General features: G+C 71.3%; 21 protein-coding genes. 16 read left to right on the top strand and 5 right to left on the bottom strand.

What is annotated here, in order from left to right; genetic code table 11:
- Window positions 1–180 precede the first annotated feature (180 nt).
- From AB0J80_RS19335 to AB0J80_RS19325, 3 genes are all read left to right on the top strand, one after another.
- The gene (locus tag AB0J80_RS19335) at window positions 181–1,137 is read left to right on the top strand and encodes a helix-turn-helix domain-containing protein (protein WP_364706455.1); all 957 of its coding nucleotides are present in this window, start codon (window positions 181–183) and stop codon (window positions 1,135–1,137) included.
- Window positions 1,138–1,210: 73 nt separating this feature from the next.
- Window positions 1,211–2,218, top strand: coding sequence for a type I glyceraldehyde-3-phosphate dehydrogenase (gene gap, locus AB0J80_RS19330; RefSeq protein ID WP_364706453.1), 1,008 nt, complete (start codon window positions 1,211–1,213; stop codon window positions 2,216–2,218).
- A gap of 147 nt (window positions 2,219–2,365) precedes the next feature.
- Entirely contained in the window at window positions 2,366–4,849 is a 2,484-nt protein-coding gene (locus AB0J80_RS19325; RefSeq protein WP_364706450.1) for a S8 family serine peptidase, read from the top strand.
- 87 nt (window positions 4,850–4,936) lie between these two features.
- On the opposite strand, the gene AB0J80_RS19320 is transcribed toward AB0J80_RS19325, so the two are convergent.
- The 3 genes from AB0J80_RS19320 to AB0J80_RS19310 form a co-directional block, all read right to left on the bottom strand.
- Window positions 4,937–5,389, bottom strand: coding sequence for a hypothetical protein (locus AB0J80_RS19320; RefSeq protein ID WP_364706448.1), 453 nt, complete (start codon window positions 5,387–5,389; stop codon window positions 4,937–4,939).
- 87 nt (window positions 5,390–5,476) lie between these two features.
- Window positions 5,477–8,749, bottom strand: a complete 3,273-nt coding sequence (gene pulA, locus AB0J80_RS19315; RefSeq protein WP_364706446.1) for a pullulanase-type alpha-1,6-glucosidase — start codon at window positions 8,747–8,749, stop codon at window positions 5,477–5,479.
- Window positions 8,750–8,782: 33 nt separating this feature from the next.
- Window positions 8,783–9,172 carry a hypothetical protein gene (locus AB0J80_RS19310; RefSeq protein ID WP_364706443.1) on the bottom strand — a complete coding sequence of 130 codons (390 nt, stop codon included), beginning with the start codon at window positions 9,170–9,172 and terminating at the stop codon, window positions 8,783–8,785.
- 188 nt (window positions 9,173–9,360) lie between these two features.
- Between AB0J80_RS19310 and acnA the strand changes: the two genes are divergently transcribed.
- From acnA to AB0J80_RS19265, 9 genes are all read left to right on the top strand, one after another.
- Complete coding sequence (acnA, locus tag AB0J80_RS19305) at window positions 9,361–12,132, top strand: aconitate hydratase AcnA (protein WP_364706441.1); 2,772 nt, start codon at window positions 9,361–9,363, stop codon at window positions 12,130–12,132.
- 131 nt (window positions 12,133–12,263) lie between these two features.
- On the top strand, window positions 12,264–12,689 hold the full coding sequence (locus AB0J80_RS19300) for a hypothetical protein (RefSeq protein ID WP_364706439.1): 426 nt from the start codon (window positions 12,264–12,266) through the stop codon (window positions 12,687–12,689).
- A gap of 130 nt (window positions 12,690–12,819) precedes the next feature.
- Window positions 12,820–13,548 carry a hypothetical protein gene (locus tag AB0J80_RS19295; protein ID WP_364706437.1) on the top strand — a complete coding sequence of 243 codons (729 nt, stop codon included), beginning with the start codon at window positions 12,820–12,822 and terminating at the stop codon, window positions 13,546–13,548.
- 12 nt (window positions 13,549–13,560) lie between these two features.
- The gene (locus tag AB0J80_RS19290) at window positions 13,561–14,307 is read left to right on the top strand and encodes a hypothetical protein (protein WP_364706434.1); all 747 of its coding nucleotides are present in this window, start codon (window positions 13,561–13,563) and stop codon (window positions 14,305–14,307) included.
- A gap of 190 nt (window positions 14,308–14,497) precedes the next feature.
- On the top strand, window positions 14,498–14,638 hold the full coding sequence (locus tag AB0J80_RS19285; RefSeq protein ID WP_364706432.1) for a hypothetical protein: 141 nt from the start codon (window positions 14,498–14,500) through the stop codon (window positions 14,636–14,638).
- Between the two features lie 100 nt (window positions 14,639–14,738).
- On the top strand, window positions 14,739–15,740 hold the full coding sequence (locus AB0J80_RS19280; RefSeq protein WP_364706430.1) for an ATP-binding cassette domain-containing protein: 1,002 nt from the start codon (window positions 14,739–14,741) through the stop codon (window positions 15,738–15,740).
- Entirely contained in the window at window positions 15,737–16,522 is a 786-nt protein-coding gene (locus AB0J80_RS19275) for an ABC-2 family transporter protein (protein ID WP_364706427.1), read from the top strand. The genes AB0J80_RS19280 and AB0J80_RS19275 overlap by 4 nt, the downstream gene beginning before the upstream one ends.
- A gap of 1 nt (window position 16,523) precedes the next feature.
- On the top strand, window positions 16,524–17,312 hold the full coding sequence (locus AB0J80_RS19270; protein WP_364706424.1) for an ABC-2 family transporter protein: 789 nt from the start codon (window positions 16,524–16,526) through the stop codon (window positions 17,310–17,312).
- A gap of 303 nt (window positions 17,313–17,615) precedes the next feature.
- Complete coding sequence (locus AB0J80_RS19265; protein WP_364706421.1) at window positions 17,616–17,861, top strand: DUF2630 family protein; 246 nt, start codon at window positions 17,616–17,618, stop codon at window positions 17,859–17,861.
- 47 nt (window positions 17,862–17,908) lie between these two features.
- Here AB0J80_RS19265 and AB0J80_RS19260 read toward each other — a convergent pair whose 3' ends face one another.
- Both AB0J80_RS19260 and AB0J80_RS19255 read right to left on the bottom strand, forming a co-directional pair.
- Window positions 17,909–18,793: an RIO1 family regulatory kinase/ATPase gene (locus tag AB0J80_RS19260; RefSeq protein ID WP_364706976.1), complete on the bottom strand. Its 885-nt coding sequence runs from the start codon at window positions 18,791–18,793 to the stop codon at window positions 17,909–17,911.
- A gap of 183 nt (window positions 18,794–18,976) precedes the next feature.
- Window positions 18,977–19,627: an HAD family hydrolase gene (locus AB0J80_RS19255; RefSeq protein ID WP_364706419.1), complete on the bottom strand. Its 651-nt coding sequence runs from the start codon at window positions 19,625–19,627 to the stop codon at window positions 18,977–18,979.
- Window positions 19,628–19,789: 162 nt separating this feature from the next.
- Between AB0J80_RS19255 and AB0J80_RS19250 the strand changes: the two genes are divergently transcribed.
- From AB0J80_RS19250 to AB0J80_RS19235, 4 genes are read left to right on the top strand one after another with little or no spacing between them, the layout of a single operon-like run.
- The gene (locus AB0J80_RS19250; RefSeq protein WP_364706416.1) at window positions 19,790–20,365 is read left to right on the top strand and encodes a helix-turn-helix domain-containing protein; all 576 of its coding nucleotides are present in this window, start codon (window positions 19,790–19,792) and stop codon (window positions 20,363–20,365) included.
- A 60-nt stretch (window positions 20,366–20,425) separates the two neighbouring features.
- A complete protein-coding gene (locus AB0J80_RS19245) occupies window positions 20,426–21,340 on the top strand; it encodes a TIGR04222 domain-containing membrane protein (protein WP_364706413.1) in 915 nt (304 codons plus the stop codon).
- Window positions 21,337–22,152 (top strand): DUF692 domain-containing protein, encoded by an 816-nt coding sequence (locus tag AB0J80_RS19240; protein WP_364706411.1) that lies wholly within the window; start codon window positions 21,337–21,339, stop codon window positions 22,150–22,152. The genes AB0J80_RS19245 and AB0J80_RS19240 overlap by 4 nt, the downstream gene beginning before the upstream one ends.
- Window positions 22,149–22,583 (top strand): hypothetical protein, encoded by a 435-nt coding sequence (locus AB0J80_RS19235; RefSeq protein ID WP_364706409.1) that lies wholly within the window; start codon window positions 22,149–22,151, stop codon window positions 22,581–22,583. The genes AB0J80_RS19240 and AB0J80_RS19235 overlap by 4 nt, the downstream gene beginning before the upstream one ends.

Here is a 22,583-nt window from a genome sequence, read left to right as displayed (position 1 = left end):
GGTGCGGACGTGGTTCGCCGACGCGGGGTTCACCGAGGAGGCCTTCACCGCACCCGACGACGTGCTGTTCACCGTCGGTGTTCACCGCTTCGCCCCGCAGCCGCCCGGCCGCCGGCGGCCGGGTCTTCCGGTTCGTGGCTTGAGGACTGCTCGTTCGCGTCCCCGTTTACGCTGTGGGCCGTGTCTGCCGGTCGTCTTCATCGCGTCGCCGTGCTGGTGCTCGAGGGTGCCAAGCCGCTCGATGTCGGCATTCCGGCGCAGGTGTTCACAACCCGCGCGAGCATGCCGTACGAGGTGCGGGTGTGCGGGGCGGCGCCCGGGTTGGTGACGGGCGGCGACGGCCTGTCGTACCACGTTGCCGGCGGGCTTGACGCGCTCGGGTGGGCCGACATCGTCTTCATTCCCGGATACCGGTTCCCGGACAGGGACGACCCGCCGCCGGTCGTCGTCGAGGCGTTGATCGCCGCCCACCGGCGGGGTGCGCGGCTGGCCGCCATCTCGACCGGTGCTTTCGCGCTGGCGGCGACCGGCCTGCTCGACGGCCGGCGGGCCACTACGCACTGGCACTACACGCGGGCGCTCGCCGAGAAGCACCCGGGCGTCCGGGTCGACGAGAACGTGCTCTTCGTCGATGAGGGCAGTGTGCTGACGTCGGCGGGGGCCGCCTCGGGGATCGACCTGTGCCTGCACATCCTGCGCGGCGATCTCGGGGTGGCGGCGTCGAACCACGCGGCCCGGCGGCTCGTCGCGGCGCCGTACCGCAGTGGCGGCCAGGCGCAGTACGTGCCGCGCAGCGTGCCCGAGCCGCTCGGTGAACGGTTCGCCGCCACCCGCGAGTGGGCGCTGCGCCGGCTCGACAAGCCGCTCACCCTGGAGATTCTCGCGCGGCACGCGGCGGTGTCACCGCGTACGTTCTCGCGGCGGTTCGTTGAGGACACCGGGTATACGCCGATGCAGTGGGTGCTGCGCGCGCGCATCGACATGGCTCGCGAGCTGCTCGAACGGTCGCAGCGCAGCGTCGAGCAGATCGCCGCCGACGTGGGGCTCGGCACCGGCGCCAACCTTCGGCTGCATTTCCAGCGCGTTCTCGGCACCACCCCGAGCGACTACCGCCGCACGTTCGCGCGCCTCGAGTAGCGTGGCGCGATCCTTGCGGACCGTGTCGCTGGCGCCGCTGGTTCGGCCGGTGGCCGCCCGCGAGCCTGGAGGCATGACACGCATCGCCATCAACGGTTTCGGCCGTATCGGCCGCAACGTGCTGCGCGCCCTGCTGGAACGCGACAGCAAGCTCGACGTCGTCGCCGTCAACGATCTCACCGATCCGGCCGCGCTGGCCCGCCTGCTCGCCTTCGACAGCACGGCCGGACGGCTCGGCCGCCCGGTGACCGTCGACGGAGACGCCCTGGTGGTCGACGGCCGCCGCATCACGGTGCTCGCCGAGCGGGAGCCGGCCCGGCTGCCCTGGGGGCAGCTCGGCGTCGACATCGTGCTCGAGGCGACCGGTCGTTTCACCTCGGCCGCCGCCGCCCGTGCCCATCTCGCCGCCGGGGCGAAGAAGGTCCTGGTGGGTGCTCCCTCGGACGGCGCCGACGTCACCCTGGCTCCCGGCATCAACAACGACGCGTACGACCCGGCAGCGCACACGATCATCTCGAACGCCTCGTGCACGACCAACGCGCTGGCACCCCTGGCCGCGGTGCTCGACGGGCTCGCCGGCATCGAGCACGGCTTCATGACCACCGTGCACGCGTACACGCAGGAGCAGAATCTGCAGGACGGCCCGCACCGCGACGCCCGCCGGGCTCGCGCCGCCGCGGTCAACATCGTGCCGACGACGACCGGCGCCGCCAAGGCGATCGGCAAGGTGCTGCCGCGCCTCGACGGCAAGCTGTCCGGCGACTCCATCCGGGTGCCGGTGCCGGTGGGCTCGATCGTCGAGCTCAACACGACCGTCGCCCGTGACGTGACGCGCGACGAGGTACTGACGGCGTACCGGGTGGCCGCGGACGGTCCGCTCGCCGGCATCCTCGAGTACTCGGACGACGCCCTCGTGTCCGCCGACATCGTCGGCAACCCGGCTTCGTCCATCTTCGACTCGGCTCTCACGCGGGTCGACGGCCGGCACGTCAAGGTGGTCGCCTGGTACGACAACGAGTGGGGTTTCTCGAACCGCGTCATCGACACGCTGGAACTGCTCGCCGCAGCTCCGCTCGGGTAGCGGTCAAGGTCGCGGGTCACAAAGAGCAAGTTCTTTCGCCAGGTGGAAGAATTTACAGTTTTGCGGCATAGGTAATCGTCACTTAACGCTGCGTCGCGACACTCCCCTGCGGTCGAGGCAACCTCGGCTGAAGAGATGGGGGAGATCGTGTCTGTCCACGGATGGTCGGGGCGTGCGCTCACCGCGGCGCTCGCCCTGGCCCTGCTCAGCATCGCCGCGCCCGCCCAGGCGGCGCCCGCCGACCCCGGCGGCAAAGTGGCGCCCGATCTGCGCGCGCAGCTGACGTCCGGCCGTACGACGACGTTCTGGGCCGTGCTGCGCGACAAGGCTGACCTCGGTCCGGCCCGGCGCGCCGCCGGCAAGGAGCGCAATGCCCGGGTCTACCGGGCCAAGACCGAGCTCGCGGCGCGCAGCCAGGCCGGCCTGCGTGCCATGCTCAAGGCCCGCAAGGCGAGCTTCACGCCCTACTGGATCGCCAACACCGTCCGCGTCACCGGCGACGCGGACCTCGCTGCCGCCGTCGCCGCGCGTCCCGAGGTGAGCCGGGTGCTCGCCGACAAGGTGGTGCCGCTGCCCAAGGCGATTCCGGCATCGGCCCTGCCGGCCGTCCGCAACGGCACCCAGACCCTCGAGTGGAACCTCGACAAGATCCACACTCCCCGGGTGTGGGACGAGTTCGCCGACCGCGGCGAGGGCATCGTCGTGGCCAACGTCGACACCGGGGTTCAGTGGGACCACCCGGCCCTCGCCGCCGGCTACCGCGGCCGGGCGGCGGACGGCACGGTGAACCATGACTACTCGTGGTTCGACCCGACCGGCCTCTGCGCCGACGGCGTGCCGTGCGACAACGCCGGCCACGGCACCCACACCATGGGCACGATGGTCGGCCTCGACGGCGACCACGCGTACGGGGTCGCGCCGGGTGCGAAGTGGATCGCGGCCAAGGGCTGCGAGACCAACGGCTGCTCCACCGCCTCGCTGCTGGCCGCCGGGCAGTGGATCGTCGCCCCGACCGACCGGGCCGGCAACAACCCGCGGCCCGATCTGGCCCCGGACGTGGTGAACAACTCGTGGGGTGGCTGGGGCTTCGACCCCTGGTACTCGCAGATCGTCGACGCCTGGGTGGCGGCCGGCATCTTCCCGGCGTTCTCGAACGGCAACGCCGGCCCCGGTTGCGCCAGCGCGGGCTCACCCGGGAACTACACCGCCGCGTACGCCAGCGGCGCCTACGACTCCGCCGGCACCGTGGCGTCCTTCTCCAGCCGCGGCTCCGGGCAGGACGGCACCATCAAGCCGAACATCGCCGCGCCGGGTGTCGACGTACTGTCCAGCGTCCCCGGCGGCGGGTATGCCAGCCTCAGCGGTACGTCGATGGCCTCGCCGCACACCGCCGCCACCGTGGCGCTGCTCTGGTCGGCGGTCCCGGCACTGCGCCGCGACGTCGCGACCACCCGCCAGGTCCTGGACGTCACCGCCGAGGACGTCGACGACACCTCGTGCGGCGGGACGGCGGCCGACAACAACGTGTACGGCGAAGGCCGGCTCGACGCGTACGCGGCGGTGGCCGGGGCCCGGCAGCCGTCAGGCACCCTCGCCGGCACCGTGACGGCGGAGGGCACCCCGGCGGCGGGAGTCACGGTCGCCGTGTCCGGCCCGGTCAGCCGCCAGAGCACCACCGGCGCGGACGGCGCGTACCGGCTGGCCCTGCTGCCTCCCGGCACCTACCAGATCACCGCGACCAAGTACGGTTTCCGCAACGCCACCGGAACCGTCGAGGTGAAGGCCGGCGAGAGCGAGCGCTTCGACATCGCCCTCGAGCAGGCACCCACGGCGACTCTCTCGGGCACGATCACAGATGCGCAGGGCCCGGTCTCCGACGCGACCGTGGCGCTGACGAATACCCCCGCCACCACCAGCACGGACAGCGAGGGCAGGTTCCGGCTCACCGCGCCGGTGGGCCGCTACGAGCTGACGATCACACCGCCCGGCGGGTGCGACGCCGTCCAGACCCGCACGGTGGACCTGAGCGAGGACACGACGCTGAACATCCGCCTGGCCCGCCGCTGGGACGCGTACGGATACTCCTGCGCCCGCACCACCGGCGGCTACGTCGAAGGCACCGACCGCGTCGAGCTGTCCAACAGCGACGACGCGTCCGCCGAGCTGCAGCTGCCGTTCCCGGTGTGGTTCTACGGCCGGTACCAGCAGCAGGCGTGGGTCTCCAGCAACGGGCAGATCACGTTCAGCGGTCCGGAGACCGCCTACAACAACGTCGCCATCCCGGACCCGCTGCCGCCGAACAACGCGATCTCGGCGTTCTGGGACGACCTCTACGTCGACGAGGAGGCCGGCATCTACACCGCCACGGTGGGCGACCGCTTCGTCGTCGAGTGGCGCAACATCCGGTTCTACGCCGACGCGTCGCAACGCCTCTCGATCAGCGCGGAGATCTCCCGCGACGGCACGATCGCGCTGCACTACCGGGGTCTGCAGGGGGCCCTCGCCAGTGGAGGCAGCGCCACCATCGGCATCGAGAACGTCGACGGCACGGACGGCCTGCAGTACACGTTCGGGGCGAGCGCCCTGACCGACGGCGGCGGGGTCACGTTCCGCCCGCCGAGCGTCCCGTAGCCCCACCGCTCGAGTCACTTCGGAACAAGCCCGGGCCGGTCCGTACGGCCCGGCCCGGGCGAAGCGAAGGGGGCGGGGTGCCCGGCGTCAGCTCGGGGTGTACTCGGAGATGTGGAAGCAGGTGTTCTCGGCGTTGTCGCCCGTCTCCGAGACGTCGAAGGAGACCGCGACCGGGTGTCCGTCGGCCGGGTCGGCGCTGGTGGACATGTGGCCGCCGTCCTCGGACGCGCTGCGGGCCAGCTCCAGCAGGCCGCCCAGCGTCGGCACGTCGATCTCCTCCTCTCCGGTCATCGGGCGGCCGTCCACGCGTGCGGCCGAGGCGACCTTGCCGTTCTCGACGGTGACCCGGTAGACGCCGAGCGACGGACGGCCCTCGCACCGGCGCTCGAGCACGAACCCGTACGACGCGGGCTCGGTCCATGCCGGCGGCGACGCGGCGGTCGACGGGGCGGGACGCGGCTCCGGTTCGTCCGGCGACGAGGTGCAGCCACCGGCGAGCACGAGCACCACGAGGACGCCGACCAGCGGCAACGGTCGCACTTCGCACACTCTCCCTGGATCGGCGGAACGGCCGGCAGCACATGATTCCGGATACCGCCGCGCCCGCTCAACCCGGGGGACGACGGTTCAGGGAAGGGCCGCGACGAAGACGGCGACGGATCGGGCCGGGACCGTCAGCGTCCCGCCCTCGGCGAAGGCCGTGCGCAGCACCGGGTCCGCCGACGCGACCAGCTCCGGGTGCAGCGCCAGCTCGACCCCGGCCAGCTCCGGCACCTGCTCGACCGCCGGCGCCTCGGTGGCGTTGAAGACCGTCACCACGGTGCTCCACCGCGGGTCGAGGCCGGTGCCGTCGAGGCACATCACGATCACGCCCGGCGTCTCGTGCGGGCCGCCGAGCGGGAACGTCAGGCGGCGTTCCACCTCCTCGGCCGTCGGCAGACCGAAGACCGGCGACGAGCGGCGGATGCGCAGCAGCTCCGCGTACCGGGCCGCGGTCAGGTCCATGATCTCGGCGGACGGGACCAGCGACGGGTCGGCGAGCAGCGGGCGCGCCCACGGCCACTTGTCCTCGTTGTCCTCGGCCGGTGGCAGGCCCAGCCCGAAGCCGTTGCCGTCCGCGCCGTTCCAGCGGATCTGGTTGAACCAGTCGCCGGAGTTGTAGGAGTTGCGGTCGAGCGACTTGGACCGCAGCCGTTCGGTGCCCAGCGCCACGAAGCCGACGCCCTGCCCCAGCACGACGATGGACAGGGCGAGGATCTGCATCCGGCTGCGGTCGATCATGGGCAGGCCGGCGGGGAGCTTGAACGCCATGGCGTCGTAGAGGATCTCGTTGTCGTGGGCGTCGACGTAGTTGACGCACTCCCCCGGCGTGGCCGCATACCCGCTCGGCGAGCCGTTGTAGTCGATCTGGGCGCCGCTCTGCTCCGCCCCGGTGTGGGTGACGAACCTGTACGTCGCCAGCGCCCCCGACAGCCCCACCTTGATCCGGTCGTGCAGGGCCAGCGGCGTCGCCGAGCCGAGCCCGGTGGCGAAGCCGCGCACGCTCGGGTCGTCGCCGAACGAGCCGCCGCCGCGGACCGCGTCGCGCAGCCGGTCGTTGAAGGTGCCGATGCCGGTCCCGGCCATGTTGACCTGGGTGGCCTGGGCGAACCGGGCGTCGTACGCGACCTCGCCGAAGTTCCAGCCCTCGCCGTAGAGATAGATGTCCTGACCGCCCTCGAGATGGTCGAGGGTGACCCTGGTCTCGAGGATGTTGGCGCGCGGGTGGTGGCCCATGAGGTCGAAGCGGAAGCCGTCCACGTGGTAGTGCCGCGCCCAGGTCACGATGGAGTCGATGACGAGCCGGCCCATCATCGCGTGCTCGGGCGCGGTGTTGGCGCAGCAGGTGGACTCGGCGACCGTGCCGTCGTCCAGCAGCCGGTGGTAGTAGCCGGGCACGACGCGGTCGAGGACGCTGAACGGCGCCAGCCCGTCGGCCATCGTGTGGTTGTAGACCACGTCCATGACGACCCGCAGCCCGGCCGCGTGCAGGGCCGCCACCATCCGCCGGAACTCCAGGATGCGCGCGCTGCCGGTGGGATCGGTCGAGTAGCTGCCCTCCGGCGTGGTGTAGTGCAGCGGGTCGTACCCCCAGTTGAACCCGTCCCGGTCGGCGATCTCGGCGATCGCGCGCTGCTGCTCCGGCGAGTCCGGCGGGAAGGACGCCAGGTCGCAGGCGGGCACGGCCTGGTCGGCGCGCCGGTCGGGGACGGTGGCGAAGTCGAAGGCCGGCAGCAGGTGCACGTGGGTCAGCCCGGCGTCGGCGAGCATGCGCAGGTGCCGCATGCCCGCGCTCTCCTCGTCGGTGAAGGCGAGATAGGTGCCGCGGTGGGCGGGCGGGACCGTGTCGTCGAAGATCGAGAAGTCGCGGACGTGCAGCTCGGAGATCTGCATCCGGGCGGGCGGCACGGCCGGCGGGCGGGGCGCCGTGTCCCAGCCGGACGGCTTCAGCTCCGGGTCGTCCAGGTCGACGATCTGGCTGTGGGTCGAGTCGGCCGAGAGCGACACCGCGTACGGATCGGTGACGCTGGTGGTGACCACCCGCTGCGCCGCGGGATGCCAGACCTCCACGCGGTAGCGGTAGTAGCGGCCGACCCACTTGCGCTTGCCGGTGATGCTCCAGACGCCGGTCACCGCGTCGCGCTCCATCGGCAGGACCTTGGGCTCGTCCTCGGGGGTGCGCGACAGCTCCAGGGACACGTGGCGAGCGGTCGGCGCCCAGACCGCGAGCGTCGGCTTCTCGTCGTCGAAGATCACACCGAGCTCGGCGTCGGCGGCGTCCGCGTAGAGGTCGTCGAGGACGCCGGGCAGCTGGACCGCGGTCGTCGCGACGACGTGGCCGCCGTGGTCGCGGCCGACCACGAGGAGCTGCCCGCGCAGCAGATGGCCGAGGGCGGCGTCGCCCAGCTCGGGCACGGCGAACGCCCGGTAGGCGCGCAGGTGCGGGAAGCGGCGGCTCTGGGCCTGGAACAGCCCGCCCGGCCGGGGCGTCAGCGGCAGCATCGTGCGCTCGCCGGAGAGCTCGTCGCCGTCGCGGCGCAGCGCGCCCGTGGTCGCGGCGACCAGGGTGAAGCCCTCGGCGAGCTCGGCGATCCGGGCGGGCAGGGCGATGGTGGTGCGGTCGACGAAGACCGCCAGGGCCCGTGCCGGGTCCAGCTCCGGACCCAGAGACCGAAGATCAGGATGTACGGGCGCGGGCTCACCCGACAGCAGCCACACCTCACGCCCCCGGGAGAAGTCGAGGCGCTGGTCGTCGGGCAGGTCCTTGTGGTCGCCGCGGTGGATCACGAAGCGCAGGCCCGCCGCATCGTGGCGCACGGGCACCGTGAAGACGGCACCGAACCCGTCGAACGCCGAGGGTGTCACCGGCTCGTGCCACCGCGGTTTCGAAGGCGTGCCCTCCCAGGCGTGCACGCCCCACCCCGAATAGTCACCGTCGGCACGGCGGTAGTGGATGACCGCGAGGCCGTCGTCGGGCGCCGGGGGCGGGGTGAAGCCGGCCGCCTCGGCGCTCGGGTAGACCTCCAGGTCGCCGGGCCGCAGCCAGATCTCGGGGGTGGCCGCCGGATCGACGTGCCGGTCCTCCGCGACGTCCTTGGCGCCCGAGCGGTCGACGACCAGGAACCCCACCTGCCGGGCGTCGTCGGTGAGCCGCACCCAGGCGAACCGCCCGTACGCGTCCTCACCGGCGAAGGTGTGACCGTCCGGGAATCCGGTGACCGCGTCGGGGTCGATGTCACCCCACGCGTGCAATGACCAGTCGCCGTAGCCCGCGTCGTCGCGCCGATAGTGCACGACCAGCCATTGCGGCCGGTGAGGTGCGGTCAGTGCCTCGGGCGGGGCCATCTCGATCGTGGTCACCTGGCCATGATGGCACCGGGGTACGTCACTTTTTCAGTGCGTTGCGATCACTGTGGTGATTCGCGGTCCGGCGACGTCGGCCCGCAGCAGGTAGCGGTAGCGCTCGCCCGGGACCGCATTGCCCAGGCTGTCCAGGTATTCCCACTCGACCGCCACCATCGCCAGCACCTCGCTGAGCCACTGGACGTCGTGCAGCTGGGCGTGGGCGGCAACGATCTGCTGTTCCCTGTACGCCGGGGCGGCGCCGAGGAAGGACAGCGCCACCGCCGCCGGGGAGGTGAAGGTGAAGCTGTACGAGTCGGCCACCACCATCCCGGGCAGCGCGTAGCAGCCGGCGACCGCGGCGACGTCGCCCCGGGTCAGCGCGGAGCCGTAGCGGTCGAAGAATTCGGTGAGGTCGTCGAGGTCCGTGGTCGCCTTCACGGAACTCCGTGTTCCCCATGATCACCGGTGGTAAACCTCGGGGGCGGGTTGCAGCAAATAACAAGACGGACGTACGGTTTACCGAAGACGTGAACCCTCAGTTAGGTAGCCCTAACCGGCGGGCGGCCGTCACCGGTGCGGAAGACTGATGAGGACTACTCACGGTCGCTGGGTGTGAAGGAGATGACGTGGCCAGCCTCGACACCTTTGGTGCGAAGAGCGAGCTGCGCGTCGATGACGCGAGCTACGAGATTTTCACGATCGACAAGGTGGAGGGCCATGAGCGACTGCCCTACTCCCTGAAGATCCTGCTGGAGAACCTGCTCCGCACGGAGGACGGCGCGAACATCACCGCCGACCACATCCGGGCCCTCGGCGGCTGGGACCCCACCGCCGACCCGAGCGTGGAGATCCAGTTCACCCCGGCGCGGGTCCTCATGCAGGACTTCACCGGCGTCCCCTGCGTCGTCGACCTGGCCACCATGCGCGAGGCCGTCAACGACCTCGGCGGCGACCCCACCAAGGTCAACCCGCTGGCCCCCGCCGAGCTGGTCATCGACCACTCGGTCATCGCCGACCTGTTCGGCCGCGAGGACGCGTTCGCCCGCAACGTCGAGCTGGAGTACCAGCGCAACCGCGAGCGCTACCAGTTCCTGCGCTGGGGCCAGACGGCGTTCAACGAGTTCAAGGTCGTCCCGCCCGGCACCGGCATCGTGCACCAGGTCAACATCGAGTACCTGGCCCGTACGATCATGGAGCGCAACGGCCAGGCGTACCCGGACACCGTCGTCGGCACCGACTCGCACACCACCATGGTCAACGGCCTGGGCGTGCTGGGCTGGGGCGTCGGCGGCATCGAGGCCGAGGCGGCCATGCTCGGCCAGCCGGTGAGCATGCTCATCCCGCGCGTCGTCGGCTTCAAGCTCTCCGGCGAGATGCCGGCCGGCACCACCGCGACCGACCTCGTGCTCACGATCACCGAGATGCTCCGCGAGCACGGCGTGGTCAGCAAGTTCGTCGAGTTCTACGGCCCCGGCGTCAGCGCCGTGCCGCTCGCCAACCGCGCGACCATCGGCAACATGTCGCCGGAGTACGGCTCCACGGTCGCGATCTTCCCGATCGACGACGAGACCATCAAGTACCTCAAGCTCACCGGCCGCTCCGAGGCGCAGGTCAAGCTCGTCGAGGCGTACGCGAAGCGCCAGGGCCTGTGGCTCGACCCGAACGCCGAGCCGAACTACTCCGAGCGCCTCGAGCTCGACCTGTCGACGATCGTGCCCTCGCTGGCCGGCCCGAAGCGCCCGCAGGACCGCGTGCCGCTGAACGCCGCCAAGTCGATGTTCCGCGACGCGCTCACCAACTACGTGCAGGCCGAGGGCCACGCCGACGAGGCCAGCGCCGAGTCGTTCCCGGCCAGCGACCCGCCGGCCAACGCGGTCGACGACGAGGCGGACAAGCCGCACATCTTCAGCGCGGCGGCCGGCGCGAACGGACGCCCGTCGAAGCCCACCCGGGTGGTCGGCGAGGACGGCACCGAGTTCGAGCTGGACCACGGCTTCGTCGGCATCGCGGCCATCACGTCCTGCACCAACACCTCCAACCCGCAGGTCATGATCGGCGCGGCGCTGCTGGCCAAGAACGCCGTCGAGCGCGGCCTCACCCGCAAGCCGTGGGTCAAGACCACCCTGGCGCCCGGTTCCAAGGTCGTCATGGACTACTACGACCGGGCCGGCCTCACGCCGTACCTGGACAAGATCGGCTTCAACCTGGTCGGCTACGGCTGCACCACCTGCATCGGCAACTCCGGCCCGCTGCCCGAGGCCATCTCGGCGGCGGTCAACGAGGCCGACCTCACCGCGGTGAGCGTGCTCTCCGGCAACCGCAACTTCGAGGGCCGGATCAACCCCGACATCAAGATGAACTACCTGGCGTCCCCGCCGCTGGTCGTCGCGTACGCGCTGGCCGGCTCCATGGACATCGACATCACCACGGAGCCGCTCGGCATCGGCTCGGACGGCAAGCCGGTCTTCCTGGCCGACATCTGGCCGAGCTCCAAGGAGATCGACGACGTCATCGCCTCCGCGATCGGCGCCGAGGGCTTCAGCGCGGCCTACTCGGACGTCTTCGCCGGCGACGAGCAGTGGCAGTCGCTGCCCACGCCGGAGGGCAAGACCTTCGAGTGGGCCGAGGAGTCGACCTACGTGCGCAAGCCCCCGTACTTCGAGGGCATGGAAGCCACGCCGGCGCCGGTCACCGACATCACCGGCGCGCGCGTGCTGGCGAAGCTCGGCGACTCGGTCACCACCGACCACATCTCGCCGGCCAGCTCGATCAAGCCGGACTCCCCCGCGGGCAGGTACCTCGCGGAGCACGGCGTCCCCCGGCACGAGTTCAACTCGTACGGTTCCCGACGCGGCAACCACGAGGTGATGATCCGCGGCACGTTCGCCAACATCCGGCTCCGCAACCAGCTGGTGCCCGGCGTCGAGGGCGGCTTCACGGTGAACCACCTGACCGGCGACCAGACCACCATCTACGACGCCTCGGTGGCGTACAAGGAGGCCGGCGTCCCGCTGGTCATCCTCGCCGGCAAGGAGTACGGCTCGGGCTCGTCGCGCGACTGGGCGGCCAAGGGCACGATGCTGCTGGGCGTCCGCGCGGTCATCGCCCAGTCGTACGAGCGCATCCACCGCTCCAACCTCATCGGCATGGGCGTCCTGCCGCTGCAGTTCCCGCCCAAGACCGACGCGGAGTCGCTCGGCCTGACCGGCACCGAGACGTTCACCATCACCGGCGTGACGGAGCTGAACGAGGGCGGCATCCCCTCCACGGTGAAGGTCCGCACCGACACGGGCGTGGAGTTCGACGCCGACGTGCGCATCGACACCCCCGGCGAGGCGGACTACTACCGCCACGGCGGCATCCTCCAGTACGTCCTGCGCAAGATGCTCACCAGCTGACGCGTACGCACGCAGAAACGCCCCGTCGTCCCCTGTGGACGGCGGGGCGTTCCGCGTTGTGTGACCCAGCTCGCGCCGATCTGTTCTGTTTCTTTGTAGATCGTTCTTTTTCGACTTCTACGCTCGGCAGCATGATGAAGATCCAGAAACCGACCATCCTCGCCCTGTCCGCCGCGGCGGCTCTGGCCGGCGCCGTCAGCCTCTCCCCCGGCGCCGCGCAGGCAGCCGCCCCCATCAACCTCGTGGTGATCCACAACGACAGCCATTGCGACGAGACGACCGGCAAGTGGGCCGTCGACTGGTCGATCGAGAACCTCTCGGCCGCCCCGGCGACCATCGTGCAGGTCACCTCGACCCCGCAGGACAGTCCCGCCTCCCCGCTCCCGGGAACCATCGACGGCCTGAGCACCATCCACGCCACCCAGCAGGTGGCCGGCGCCACCGGGCAGATCGCCACCCTGGCCGTCGCCACCACCTGGGGCGACGGCCCGAGCTACACCGCCTCCTGGGAGTTCCACCCGCCGTTCCCCTGCCGGCAGGCCCGCACCGCCGCCTGACCCCGTCCGACCATTTCCGGACGGACCGAAAGCCAGGTCTCGGAGTGCCCCGCCGGCCCGCGCCGGCGGGGGCGACCCGCCGGCGGACCGGTCCGCTACGCTCACCGCCGCAACCGACCATGGGAGCGGCATGGGAGTCGACTACAGCTATCAGGTGTACGTGCCGCACCGTGCCGTGGGCCGCTTCCTCCGGAACGTCGCGGCGCTCAGCCGCAACGACGGAACCGGGACGACGGTGCTCCTGCCGGATGGAACGGAGGTGCTGCTGCCCGGCACCTACGGCTTCGAGGCAGGCCGGACGGTCGAGTGGGCCGACGTCATCGCGGCTTCCAGCTTCGACCTGTCGCCATGCTTTCCCGCCGACGCCCCGCTACGCGAGTTCGACGCGATGTACGGCGGCACCGCGCACCCTTGGCCGGACGGCACGGTTCGCTACTCGGTGGCGTACACGTATCTCATGGTCTTCGACGGCTCGGAGCTGCTGCCCGAGCATTCAATCTTCGACTTCACGCCGGCGACCACCGGTCAGTCGCAACTCTTCCTCCGCTCGCCGTCGATCCGGAGGACCTTCGCCGATCTGGCGATGTCGGTCGGAGCGCCGCTGTGCCTGCTCGACGTCGAGGAGGACTTTCACGTCGTCGTCACGGCGCGAGACCGGGCGCTCTCGATCCGGGTGCCCGGCCCCTGCGTGCTCTGGGACCGCGGGGCGCGGGCCGCGGAGGCGTATCGCGAGTTGTCAGCTGAGCCGACTCCCGAGGGGCGATGGATCATCGGACCGGATCACCCGGGCTACGCGGCGTTCGCGGCGAGCGTCGCCCGGCATTCTGGAGTGGCCGGGACCGTGACGCCTCCTCGCTGACACAATCCGATCGTGCGGACCTGGCGATGGTGGGGCGTGCTGCGGCTAGCGCTCGTCCTGGTGTGGCTGGTCGCCGCAACGGTCACCTGGTGGACGACGCCGCGGCAGCAGGACTACGCGCAGGCCCAGGCGGACCTGACCGCGGGCCGGGTGACTGCGTACCAGTGGGGGGACCACTGGGACGTCGACCGGTCCCGGCGCTGGTTCGGCAGCGCCACGCTGGAGTCGTCCGGCACCCTGGGGCCGCTGTTCGCCTGGCGGACCGCTGACGGTCGGGTGCACTGGACCGACACCTCCGACTTCGAGGAGGTCCACGAGACGGGCGCGGTCAGTGCTACGGACTATGCCGGGCCCGGTGCCGTCGGTCTCGCGCAGACCATTCGCGCCGCGGGGCGGGAAGGCTCGAACCGCGACGTGGACTCCCCCGGTCCGCTGCTCGTCGCGGCCGGCGCCCTTCTCGGCCTCGTCTTCCTCGGCGTCGTCATCGCCGGGCCGGCTCCCCGCCTCGGTACCCGGTGGTACTGGTTCTGGCTGGTCTCCACCGCACCCTTCGGGCTCGGCCTGCTCTTCTGGCTGTTCCGGGACCACCCGTGGACACGCTCGGCGAGACCGGCCGACCCGCCCGGCGACCGGGACCGGCGGGACCGCGGCGTTCTCGGCCTGTGTATCGGGATGCTGGCGTCGCTCGTGATCAGCATTCTGCTGTTTTTCCTGCACGGTTCCCTCGGTGACCGCTGGGTGCCGTCGCCCGGCTCCTGAGCCTGCGCCTGGTCGCGGGCGGTTGCGGATGGGGCCGACCGGCCGATGGCACCGCCGCGAACCGTCGGCGACCACGAGGATCCATTGTGGATGCGAGAACGGGAGATCATGGCGAAACGTCTGATGGGCACCCTCGCGGTTGCCGTGCTGGTCACCGGCGCGGCCTTCGCGGCGGCAGGGCAGCTGCGACGTGAGCCGGTGGCTGTGGGTCGTGCCCGCGTCCGCGGAGCAGCCCACGGCCGAGGAGGACTTCAACGGCACGCTGACCCAGTTCAAAGCCACCCAGGGCGGCACGAAGGAGCAGGGCGGCTACTGCGAGGTCGAGCAGTGACGACGTCCGGTGCGGGGCGCGGGAATTGACTTGCGCCCCGAAACCGGTTCCGTACTGTGGTGGCGATCAATGAAGGCATCCATACGGGGGTTGCTGCCACATGCCCATCGTCGAGGCGAGAGCCCTGACCAAAGTGTTCCGCCGCCCGGACAAGGGTCCCGGCCTGGCCGGCTCCGTCAAGCATCTGTTCGCCCGCCGTTACCAGGAGAAGGTCGCGGTCGACCACGTCGACCTGTCCATCGAGGCCGGCGAGGCGGTCGCGTACGTCGGGCCCAACGGCGCCGGCAAGTCCACCACCGTGAAGCTGCTCAGCGGCATCCTGGTGCCGACGGCGGGCGACGTGAGCATCGACGGGCTGCACCCGCAGCGCGACCGGATGACGGTGGCGCACCGCATCGGCGTGCTGTTCGGGCAGCGCACGCAGCTCTGGTGGGACCTGCCGGTCGCCGAGTCGCTGGCCGTCCTCCGCGACCTGTACGGCATCGACCACGGCACCTACCGCAAGCGGCTGGCCCGCTTCGACGAGGTGCTGGAGCTCGGCGAGATCCTGCCCGTCATGGGCCGCAAGCTGTCTCTCGGCCAGCGGATGCGCGCGGACCTCGCGGCGGCGCTGCTGCACAACCCGCAGGTCGTCTACCTGGATGAGCCGACCATCGGGCTGGACCTGGCGGTCAAGGACCGGGTCCGCGAGTTCTTCCGCAGCATCCGCGACGAGGGCACCACGGTCATGCTCACCAGCCACGACCTCGCCGACATCGAGGGCTTCTGCCGCCGGCTGGTCATCATCGACGAGGGCCGGATCATCTTCGACGGCGACCTGGAGGCGGTGAAGGACCGGTTCGCCCGTGAGCGGATCCTGCACATCGAGACGGCGCGGCCCGCGCCGCTCGAGAGCCTGCGGGCGTCGCTGCCCGGCGCGGAGGTCACGGTCGAGGACAGTCCCGTCCGGTACGCCGTACGCTTCGACCGCTTCGACATGACGGCGGGGCAGGCGGTGACGGCGCTGGCGGGGCTCACCGAGCTGGTGGACTTCCGGGTGGACGAGCCGAGCATCGAGGACGTCATCCGCCGGGTGTACTCGGGCGAGCTGGTGCTCGGATGAGGCGCTACCGGGCCCTGATTCGGGCCACCGCGCGGGCCGCGCTCGCGTACAGGTTCAACCTGCTGCTCGGTCTCGGCGCCGTGCTCGTCCAGCTGGTCGCGTTGCTCGCGGTGTGGCGGGTGATCCTCGAGCAGGCGCCGGTGAACGGGTTCACGTGGCCGCAGATGCGGGCGTACCTGCTGGTCGCGTTCGCCGCCGGCACGGTGATCTCGGTGCTGGGCGACTTCCGGATGGCGTTCCGCATCCTCGACGGGGACGTCGCGCTGGACCTGGTCAAACCGGTGGACTACCAGATGGCCCGGTTCGCCGAGGCGATCGGCGGCCTCTGGATCGAGATCGTCCTGATCGGGGTGGTCGTCGGCGCCACGCTGGCCGTGACCGGCGGCGTGGACACCCCGGCCGGGCCGGCACTCGCCCTGTTCACGGCCAGCATGCTGCTGCTCGTACCGTTGAAGTTCCTGATCGTCTATGTGAGCACGCTGACCTGCTTCTGGACGCAGAACTTCATCGGTGTGCAGTGGGCGCGCATCGCCGTCATCAACCTGTTCTCCGGTGCGCTCATCCCGCTGGCGTACCTGCCGGGCTGGCTGGCGACGGCGGCCCAGTGGTCGCCCTTCGCCGGGCTCACCTCCACCCCGGCGCTGATCTTCCTGGGCCGGGTCGACACCTGGCACGGGCTGCAGCTGGTGGCGGTGCAGCTCGGCTGGGTCGTCGTCCTCTGGTTCGCCGCCCGCCTGGTGTGGCGGGCGGGCCTGCGCCGGCTCACGGTCAACGGAGGCTGACATGCGTACGGCACGGCTCTACCTGCGGCTGCTCGGCGCCCACTTCCGCTCGCTGCTGGAGTACGAGGCCGACTTCCTCATCCTGGCGGTCGCCACCGTCCTGATGCAGGTGGTGAACATCGTCTTCCTGTCGGCCCTGTTCGCGAAGGTCCCGGCGATCCACGGCTGGACCTTCTGGTCGGTCCTCATGATGTTCGGCGCGGTCGCCCTGGCCGAGGGCGTCGGCTCCCTGTTCTTCGACGGCATGTGGAGCCTGGCCTGGCAGATCAACCGCGGCGACCTCGACTACTTCCTCGTCCGCCCGTACCCGGTGGCCCTGCAGTCGAGCAGCGCCGCGATCGGCATCAACGGGCTGAGCAACATCGTCATGGGCGGCATCATGATCGGCACCGGCCTCGCGCACGTGGACGTCACCTGGACGCCGTGGCGGGTGCTGCTCGGCATCCTGCTGCTGATCAGCTCGATCGTCATCAAGCTCTCGATCAACCTGGCCACGAACGCGGCGTCGTTCTGGCTGTCCAGCCCCACGCCGCTGTTCGCCTTCGCCATGCACCAGGTCGGCGACCTGGCCCGTTTCCCGTTGTCCATCTACCCGGTGGCGCTGAAGGCGGTGCTCGGCGCGGTGCTGCCGTTCGCGTTCATCAGCTTCTTCCCGGCCGCGTATCTGCTGGACACAGGCCAGTCCCGATGGCTCGGACTGCTGACGCCGCTGGTCGCCGCGTACTGCGCCGGCGCGGCGGCCTTCATCTTCAAGCGCGGCCTCCGCCGCTACGAGAGCGCGGGCAACTGAAGGATTTCCGTACGCCGATTCCGGCGCTGTCACATTGAATACCTTGGTACCCGGATGCCGGTACCACCGGCTCGGCCGAGCCGCCGCCCGCTACCGATACCCGGATCGCTCCGCGCAGCCGGCCTCGTCCGGAGGGCTCGGGGCCGGGCGGCCGGCGAGGGCCGGTGAACCCACTCGCAGCCGGGTCACCTCGGCGCCACCGTCGGTGGGCTGCGCAGCTCCATCTCGAGCGCGCCCGAGGAACGCCGGCCGATGCCGCCCTGACCACCGATCTTGCGGCAGCGGGAGGGCTAGGCTCGGCCCATGGATGACAAGACTGTGCTGGGCCGGATCCACGGCCTGGTCGACGAGGAGCACAAGCTGCGCGAGCAGCTGCGCCGGGGCGAGATCAGCGGCGACGAGGAGCGCGCCCGGCTCGCGGAGCTCGAGGAGGCGCTGGACCAGTGCTGGGATCTGCTCCGCCGGCGCCGGGCCGCCCGGGACGCGGGACACGACCCGGACGCCGAGCAGGCGCACACCACCGGCGAGGTCGAGAACTACCTCCAGTGACCTGCGGTCCGCGACCGCCGGGGTGACCGGCGGCCGCGGCCCGGTTGTCAGAGCAGGCCGGCCTCGTACGAGAGCCGTTCGATCAGCTCCTCGGTGTCCACCTTGAGCCCGCGCGAGCTGAACCAGGCCGCCACGTTGCGCACGTCCCGGGCCATGAACTCGCCGCCCTGCGGGTTGGCGATCACGTCGACCACCTGCGGCAGGTCGATGAGCACCAGCCGCCCCTGGTGGACGAGCGTGTTGTACGGCGACAGGTCCCCGTGCGCGATCTGGGCCCGGGCGAGCACGCTGAGCGCCTCCACCATCTGCTGCCACAGGTCCTCGAGGCCGTCGCGGTCGGGGCGGACCTGGGCGAGCCGGGGCGCCGCCTCGCCGGTCTCCCAGTCGCCGATGAACTCGAGCAGGAGTTCCGTGCCGATCAGCTGGACCGGGTACGGCACCGTGATCGTGCCGCCCTCCTGGCCGACCTGCCAGAGCCGGGACAGCGCGCCGAACTCGGCGGCCGCCCACTGTCCGGCGATGAGCTCCTTGCCGAACGACGTGCGGTTGGTCATGGCGCGCATCTCGCGGGAGCGGCGTACACGGCGGCCTTCGAGGTAGCCGGCGTCGCGGTGGAAGAGGCGGTGGTCGCCGTCGCGGTAGCGCTTGGCGGCCAGCATGCTGGTCTTGTCGGTGTCCGGGATGCCCCGCCGGACCAGGTAGACGTCGGCTTCCTTGCCGGTCTTGAGCATGCCCAGCTCGGTGTCGACCGCGCCGTACTCGGTGCGGACCCAGTCGGGGCGGGGCTCGGGGCCGTGCAGCGCACCGTCCCAGGTCGACCAGCGGTCACCGGTGTCGGGAAGGTCGGGGTCCTCGGTGAGCTGCGGCTCGAGGCGGCCGCGCTTTACGAAGTCGGGCTCGTCGTCGTCGAACTTGCGGCGGCCGCGGCGCATGGTGGCCGGGCCGAAAGAGTCGTGCTCTCGCACTGGATGGTCTCCTCGGAGAAGGAAGAAGGAAGTTTCTGAACCTGGGCACGGCGAAGGACAACGACAGCCATGGGGTCCACCCCCTTCTCTCGAGAATTCCTGCGGAACACGTACGGGAGCACTCTCCCGGGGGACGCCCGGGCGTGCAACCTATTTTCCGGTCGCCATGATGGCCGACAGGCCCTGGATGACGTTGCCCACGACGCGGGTCGGCGCGAACCGGTTGTCGATCCACTCCCGGCCCCGGTGCAGCCACACGCTCGGTAGTCCCATGGCGGCCGCCCCGCCGATGTCGGCCTCGGGGCTGTCGCCCACGATCCAGGCGCCGCTGAGCCGCATCCGGACGCGCTGGGCGGCCAGCGCGAAGATCCGCGGGTTGGGCTTGCTCACCCCTGCCTGCTCGGAGATCACCCAGTCGGCGATGTAGCGGTCCAGCCCGGTCCGGCGGATCCGCGATTCCTGCTGCTCGTGCGGGCCGTTGGTGACCACGACCGGCACCCAGCCGGCGTCGCCGGCGATCTGCAGCGCGCAGGCCACCAGGGGATCCAGCCGCTCGTACGCCAGGGGCCCCTCGTGCAGCTCCTCCAGCAGGTCGATGGAGGGCACGTCGAGCTGGTAGCGGTCGCGGACCAGGTCGGCGAGGTCCCACCGCGAGGTGAGCCCGTCGGCATCCACGGAGAGTAACCAGTCGAGATCTTCCTGTGGTGCTCCGATCTCGTCGAGAAAGCCCTTCGCCCACAACTTGAAGGCACCGCTGCGGTCGAGCAGGGTGTCGTCCAAGGCGAGGAAGACGAGAGGCACCCGCGCACTCTACGTGAGTGAATACGGGAGCGAACACCCCAAGTGTGTTAACTGTGGGCCGTCCGGTCGGCTGTTTTCGCATCATCAGGAAGCCGGTGCCGAGGGTGGCAAGCCGTACGTACGGATTGCAAGCGCCCACGGCCGCGTGACACCATCGCTTCCGTGCCCAGGGTAAGCCAGGACCAGCTAGAAGCCCGCCGCCACGAGATCCTCGCGGCGGCCCGCGGGTGCTTCGCGCGGTACGGCTACGAGGGCGCCACCGTGCGCCGCCTCGAGGAGGCCACCGGCCTGTCCCGGGGCGCGATTTTCCACCATTTTCGCGACAAGGACTCGCTGTTCCTCGCGGTGGCCGAGGACGACGCCGCCGCGATGGTCGAGACGGTGGCCCGCAACGGCCTCGTCCAGGTGATGCGGGACCTGCTGGAACGGGCCGGCGGGAGCGGTGACACCGCCGGCTGGCTCGGCACCCAGCTGGAGGTGTCCCGGCGCCTGCGCACCGACCCGGAGTTCGCCAAGCGCTGGACCGAACGGTCGGCGGCGGTCGCGACGGCCACCCGGGACCGCCTCCAGCGCCAGCGCGAGGCCGGGGTGCTGCGCGAGGACGTGCCGGTCGACGTGCTGACCCAGTTCCTGGAGCTGGCGTACGACGGGCTCGTCCTGCACCTCGCCACCGGCCGTCCGGCGGGCGAGCTCAGCCGAGTGCTCGATGTCGTGGAGGAAGCTGTCAGGCGACCGTGATTCCACCGTTGCATCGGCCTGCACAATGAGGCCAGCGACACTGCGAACACGGGAGGTCACATGAACGACACGTGGGGCGTATCCGGTCCGACCTTCCTCCTCTGGTATCTCGCCGCCGTCGTGGCGGTGGCCGTGCTCGCCGCCGTGCACCGCCGCTCCCTGTTCGCCGGTACGCGCGGCGCCCACGTCGACAAGCTGGGACCGCAGCAGCTCGCCTACCTGAACGGCGGCGACCGGCTCGCGGTCTACGCCTCACTCGGCGGGCTCCGCGGCGCGGACGCCATCGGCAGCGCGCCCGACAAGACCCTGTGGCAGAGCGGCCCGCTGCCCAGCGGCGTCACTCCGCTGGACACCGCCGTGTACAACGCGGCCGGGCGCCGCATCCGGGCTCGCGAGGTCTTCGCCGACCAGTGGGTGCGTTCCGCGCTCGACCAGCTCCGCGCCGGCCTGGAGCAGAACGGCCTGGCGGTCACCGCGGCTCAGCTGCAGGCGGCCCGGCTGTGGGTGGTCGCCGGCGTCGCGCTGGTGCTGCTCGGCATTGCGCGGCTGATGGCCGGGTTGGTTAACGGCAAGCCGGTCCTCTTCCTGGTCTTCGCCCTCGTGTTCGCCATCATCGTGACCGTCAAGCTGTGGCAGTCGACGCGGTGGGCGACGGGCGCGGCCCTCAGGGGCATGACGGAGCTGCGGCGGCGGCACGACTACCTGTCCCCCCGGCAGTCCCCCTCGTACGCGACCTACGGCGCCGGCGGCGCGGCGATGGGCGTGGCCCTGTTCGGGGCGGCGTCGCTCTACACGATGGACCCGGCCTTCGCCGAGGAAGCCGAGATCCAGCGCATCAACGCCGCCGGCGCCGCGAGCAGCGCAGGCGGCTCCAGCTGCAGCAGCGGCAGCTCCTGCAGCAGCGGCAGCTCCTGCGGCGGCGGCAGCTCCTGCGGAGGTGGCGGGGGCTGCGGCGGCGGTGGGTGCGGCGGATGACGGCGTACGGGGTGGGCATCGGCTGGCGCCCCGAGATCGCCGGGTTCGTCGCGCAGCTTCCCGGCCTGCGCTTCGCCGAGGTCGTCGCGGAGTCGGTGCACGCGCACGGCGACCTGCCCATCGGCCTCACCGACCTGCGCGATCGCGGCGTCGCCGTGGTGCCGCACGGCGTGAAGCTCTCCCTCGGCGGCGCGGAGCCGGTCGAGTCGGCCCGCGTCGCCCACCTGGCGGCCGTGGCGCAGCGCCTCGGCGCTCCCCTGGTGAGTGAGCACATCGCGTTCGTCCGGGCGGGCGGGGTGGAGGCGGGGCACCTGCTGCCGGTGCCGCGCAGCCGGGAGGCCGTCGCCGCGGTCGTCGGCAACGTTCGCCGTACCCAAGCAGAGCTGGACGTCCCGCTGGCGCTCGAGCCCATCGCCGCTCTCTTCGACTGGCCCGACGACGAGCTCGACGAGGGCGCCTTCCTGACCGAGATCCTCGAGCAGACCGACGCTCTCCTGCTGCTCGACGTGGCCAACGTGTACGCCAACGCCCGCAACCGCGGCACCGATCCGGCGGCGCTGTTCGACCGGCTGCCGCTCGAGCGGATCGCGTACTGTCACGTGGCCGGCGGCGCCGCGCACGACGGCGTCTACCACGACACCCACACCGACGCGGTGCCGCGGGAGGTGCTGGAGCTGGTCACCGAGCTGTGCGGACGGCACCGGCCGCCCGCGCTCATGCTGGAACGCGACGGGGCGTACCCGCCCGCGGCCGAGCTCGCCGCGGAGCTGGACGCGATCGCCGCCGCGTCCGGATACCCGGTGATCACGTGACGTCGCTCGCCGAGCGGCAGGCGGCGCTGGTGGCGGCGCTCACCTCGGGCGCGCCCGTACCCCCGGGTTTCGACGCACGGCTGGTCGAGACCGCCCGCGTCGCGCTGCTGCGCAAGCGGGCCGGGGAGGTCGCCCGGCAGTGGCCGGAGCTGGCGGCCGCGCTGGGACCGCGATGGCTGCCGGAGTGGACGGCATGGGCAGCGGCCCGGCCGACCAACGGTTCCCTGCGCGACGGCTGGGATCTGGCGCGCGACCTCACCGCGAGCGGCGCTCTGCCGCCCAGGGCCGGAGCGGAGCTGGCCGTCCGGGAGGCGGCGATGCACTACGACGGCCGGACCGCGCCGCGGCCACGACGGTTGCCGGCCCTGCGCCGCGCGGCCGGCGCCGTCGCCGTGCAGGCCGGCGGGCGGGTACGCGTCCTGCGCCGGTAA

Source organism: Actinoplanes sp. NPDC049548, from assembly GCF_040676695.1.
Classification (GTDB): Bacteria; Actinomycetota; Actinomycetes; order Mycobacteriales; family Micromonosporaceae; genus Actinoplanes.
Note: the sequence above shows the minus strand (reverse complement) of the source record. Positions and strands in the feature narration are given on the sequence as shown.

Bases quoted from the DNA above. Each gene is read 5' to 3' on its own strand.
- AB0J80_RS19270 (WP_364706424.1), top strand. From the start codon at position 16,524: ATGCGTACGGCACGGCTCTACCTGCGGCTGCTCGGCGCCCACTTCCGC.
- AB0J80_RS19240 (WP_364706411.1), top strand. From the start codon at position 21,337: ATGACGGCGTACGGGGTGGGCATCGGCTGGCGCCCCGAGATCGCCGGG.
- AB0J80_RS19280 (WP_364706430.1), top strand. From the start codon at position 14,739: ATGCCCATCGTCGAGGCGAGAGCCCTGACCAAAGTGTTCCGCCGCCCG.
- gap (WP_364706453.1), top strand. From the start codon at position 1,211: ATGACACGCATCGCCATCAACGGTTTCGGCCGTATCGGCCGCAACGTG.
- AB0J80_RS19260 (WP_364706976.1), bottom strand. From the start codon at position 18,793: ATGCGCCGCGGCCGCCGCAAGTTCGACGACGACGAGCCCGACTTCGTA.
- AB0J80_RS19275 (WP_364706427.1), top strand. From the start codon at position 15,737: ATGAGGCGCTACCGGGCCCTGATTCGGGCCACCGCGCGGGCCGCGCTC.
- AB0J80_RS19300 (WP_364706439.1), top strand. From the start codon at position 12,264: ATGATGAAGATCCAGAAACCGACCATCCTCGCCCTGTCCGCCGCGGCG.
- AB0J80_RS19265 (WP_364706421.1), top strand. From the start codon at position 17,616: ATGGATGACAAGACTGTGCTGGGCCGGATCCACGGCCTGGTCGACGAG.
- AB0J80_RS19245 (WP_364706413.1), top strand. From the start codon at position 20,426: ATGAACGACACGTGGGGCGTATCCGGTCCGACCTTCCTCCTCTGGTAT.
- AB0J80_RS19295 (WP_364706437.1), top strand. From the start codon at position 12,820: ATGGGAGTCGACTACAGCTATCAGGTGTACGTGCCGCACCGTGCCGTG.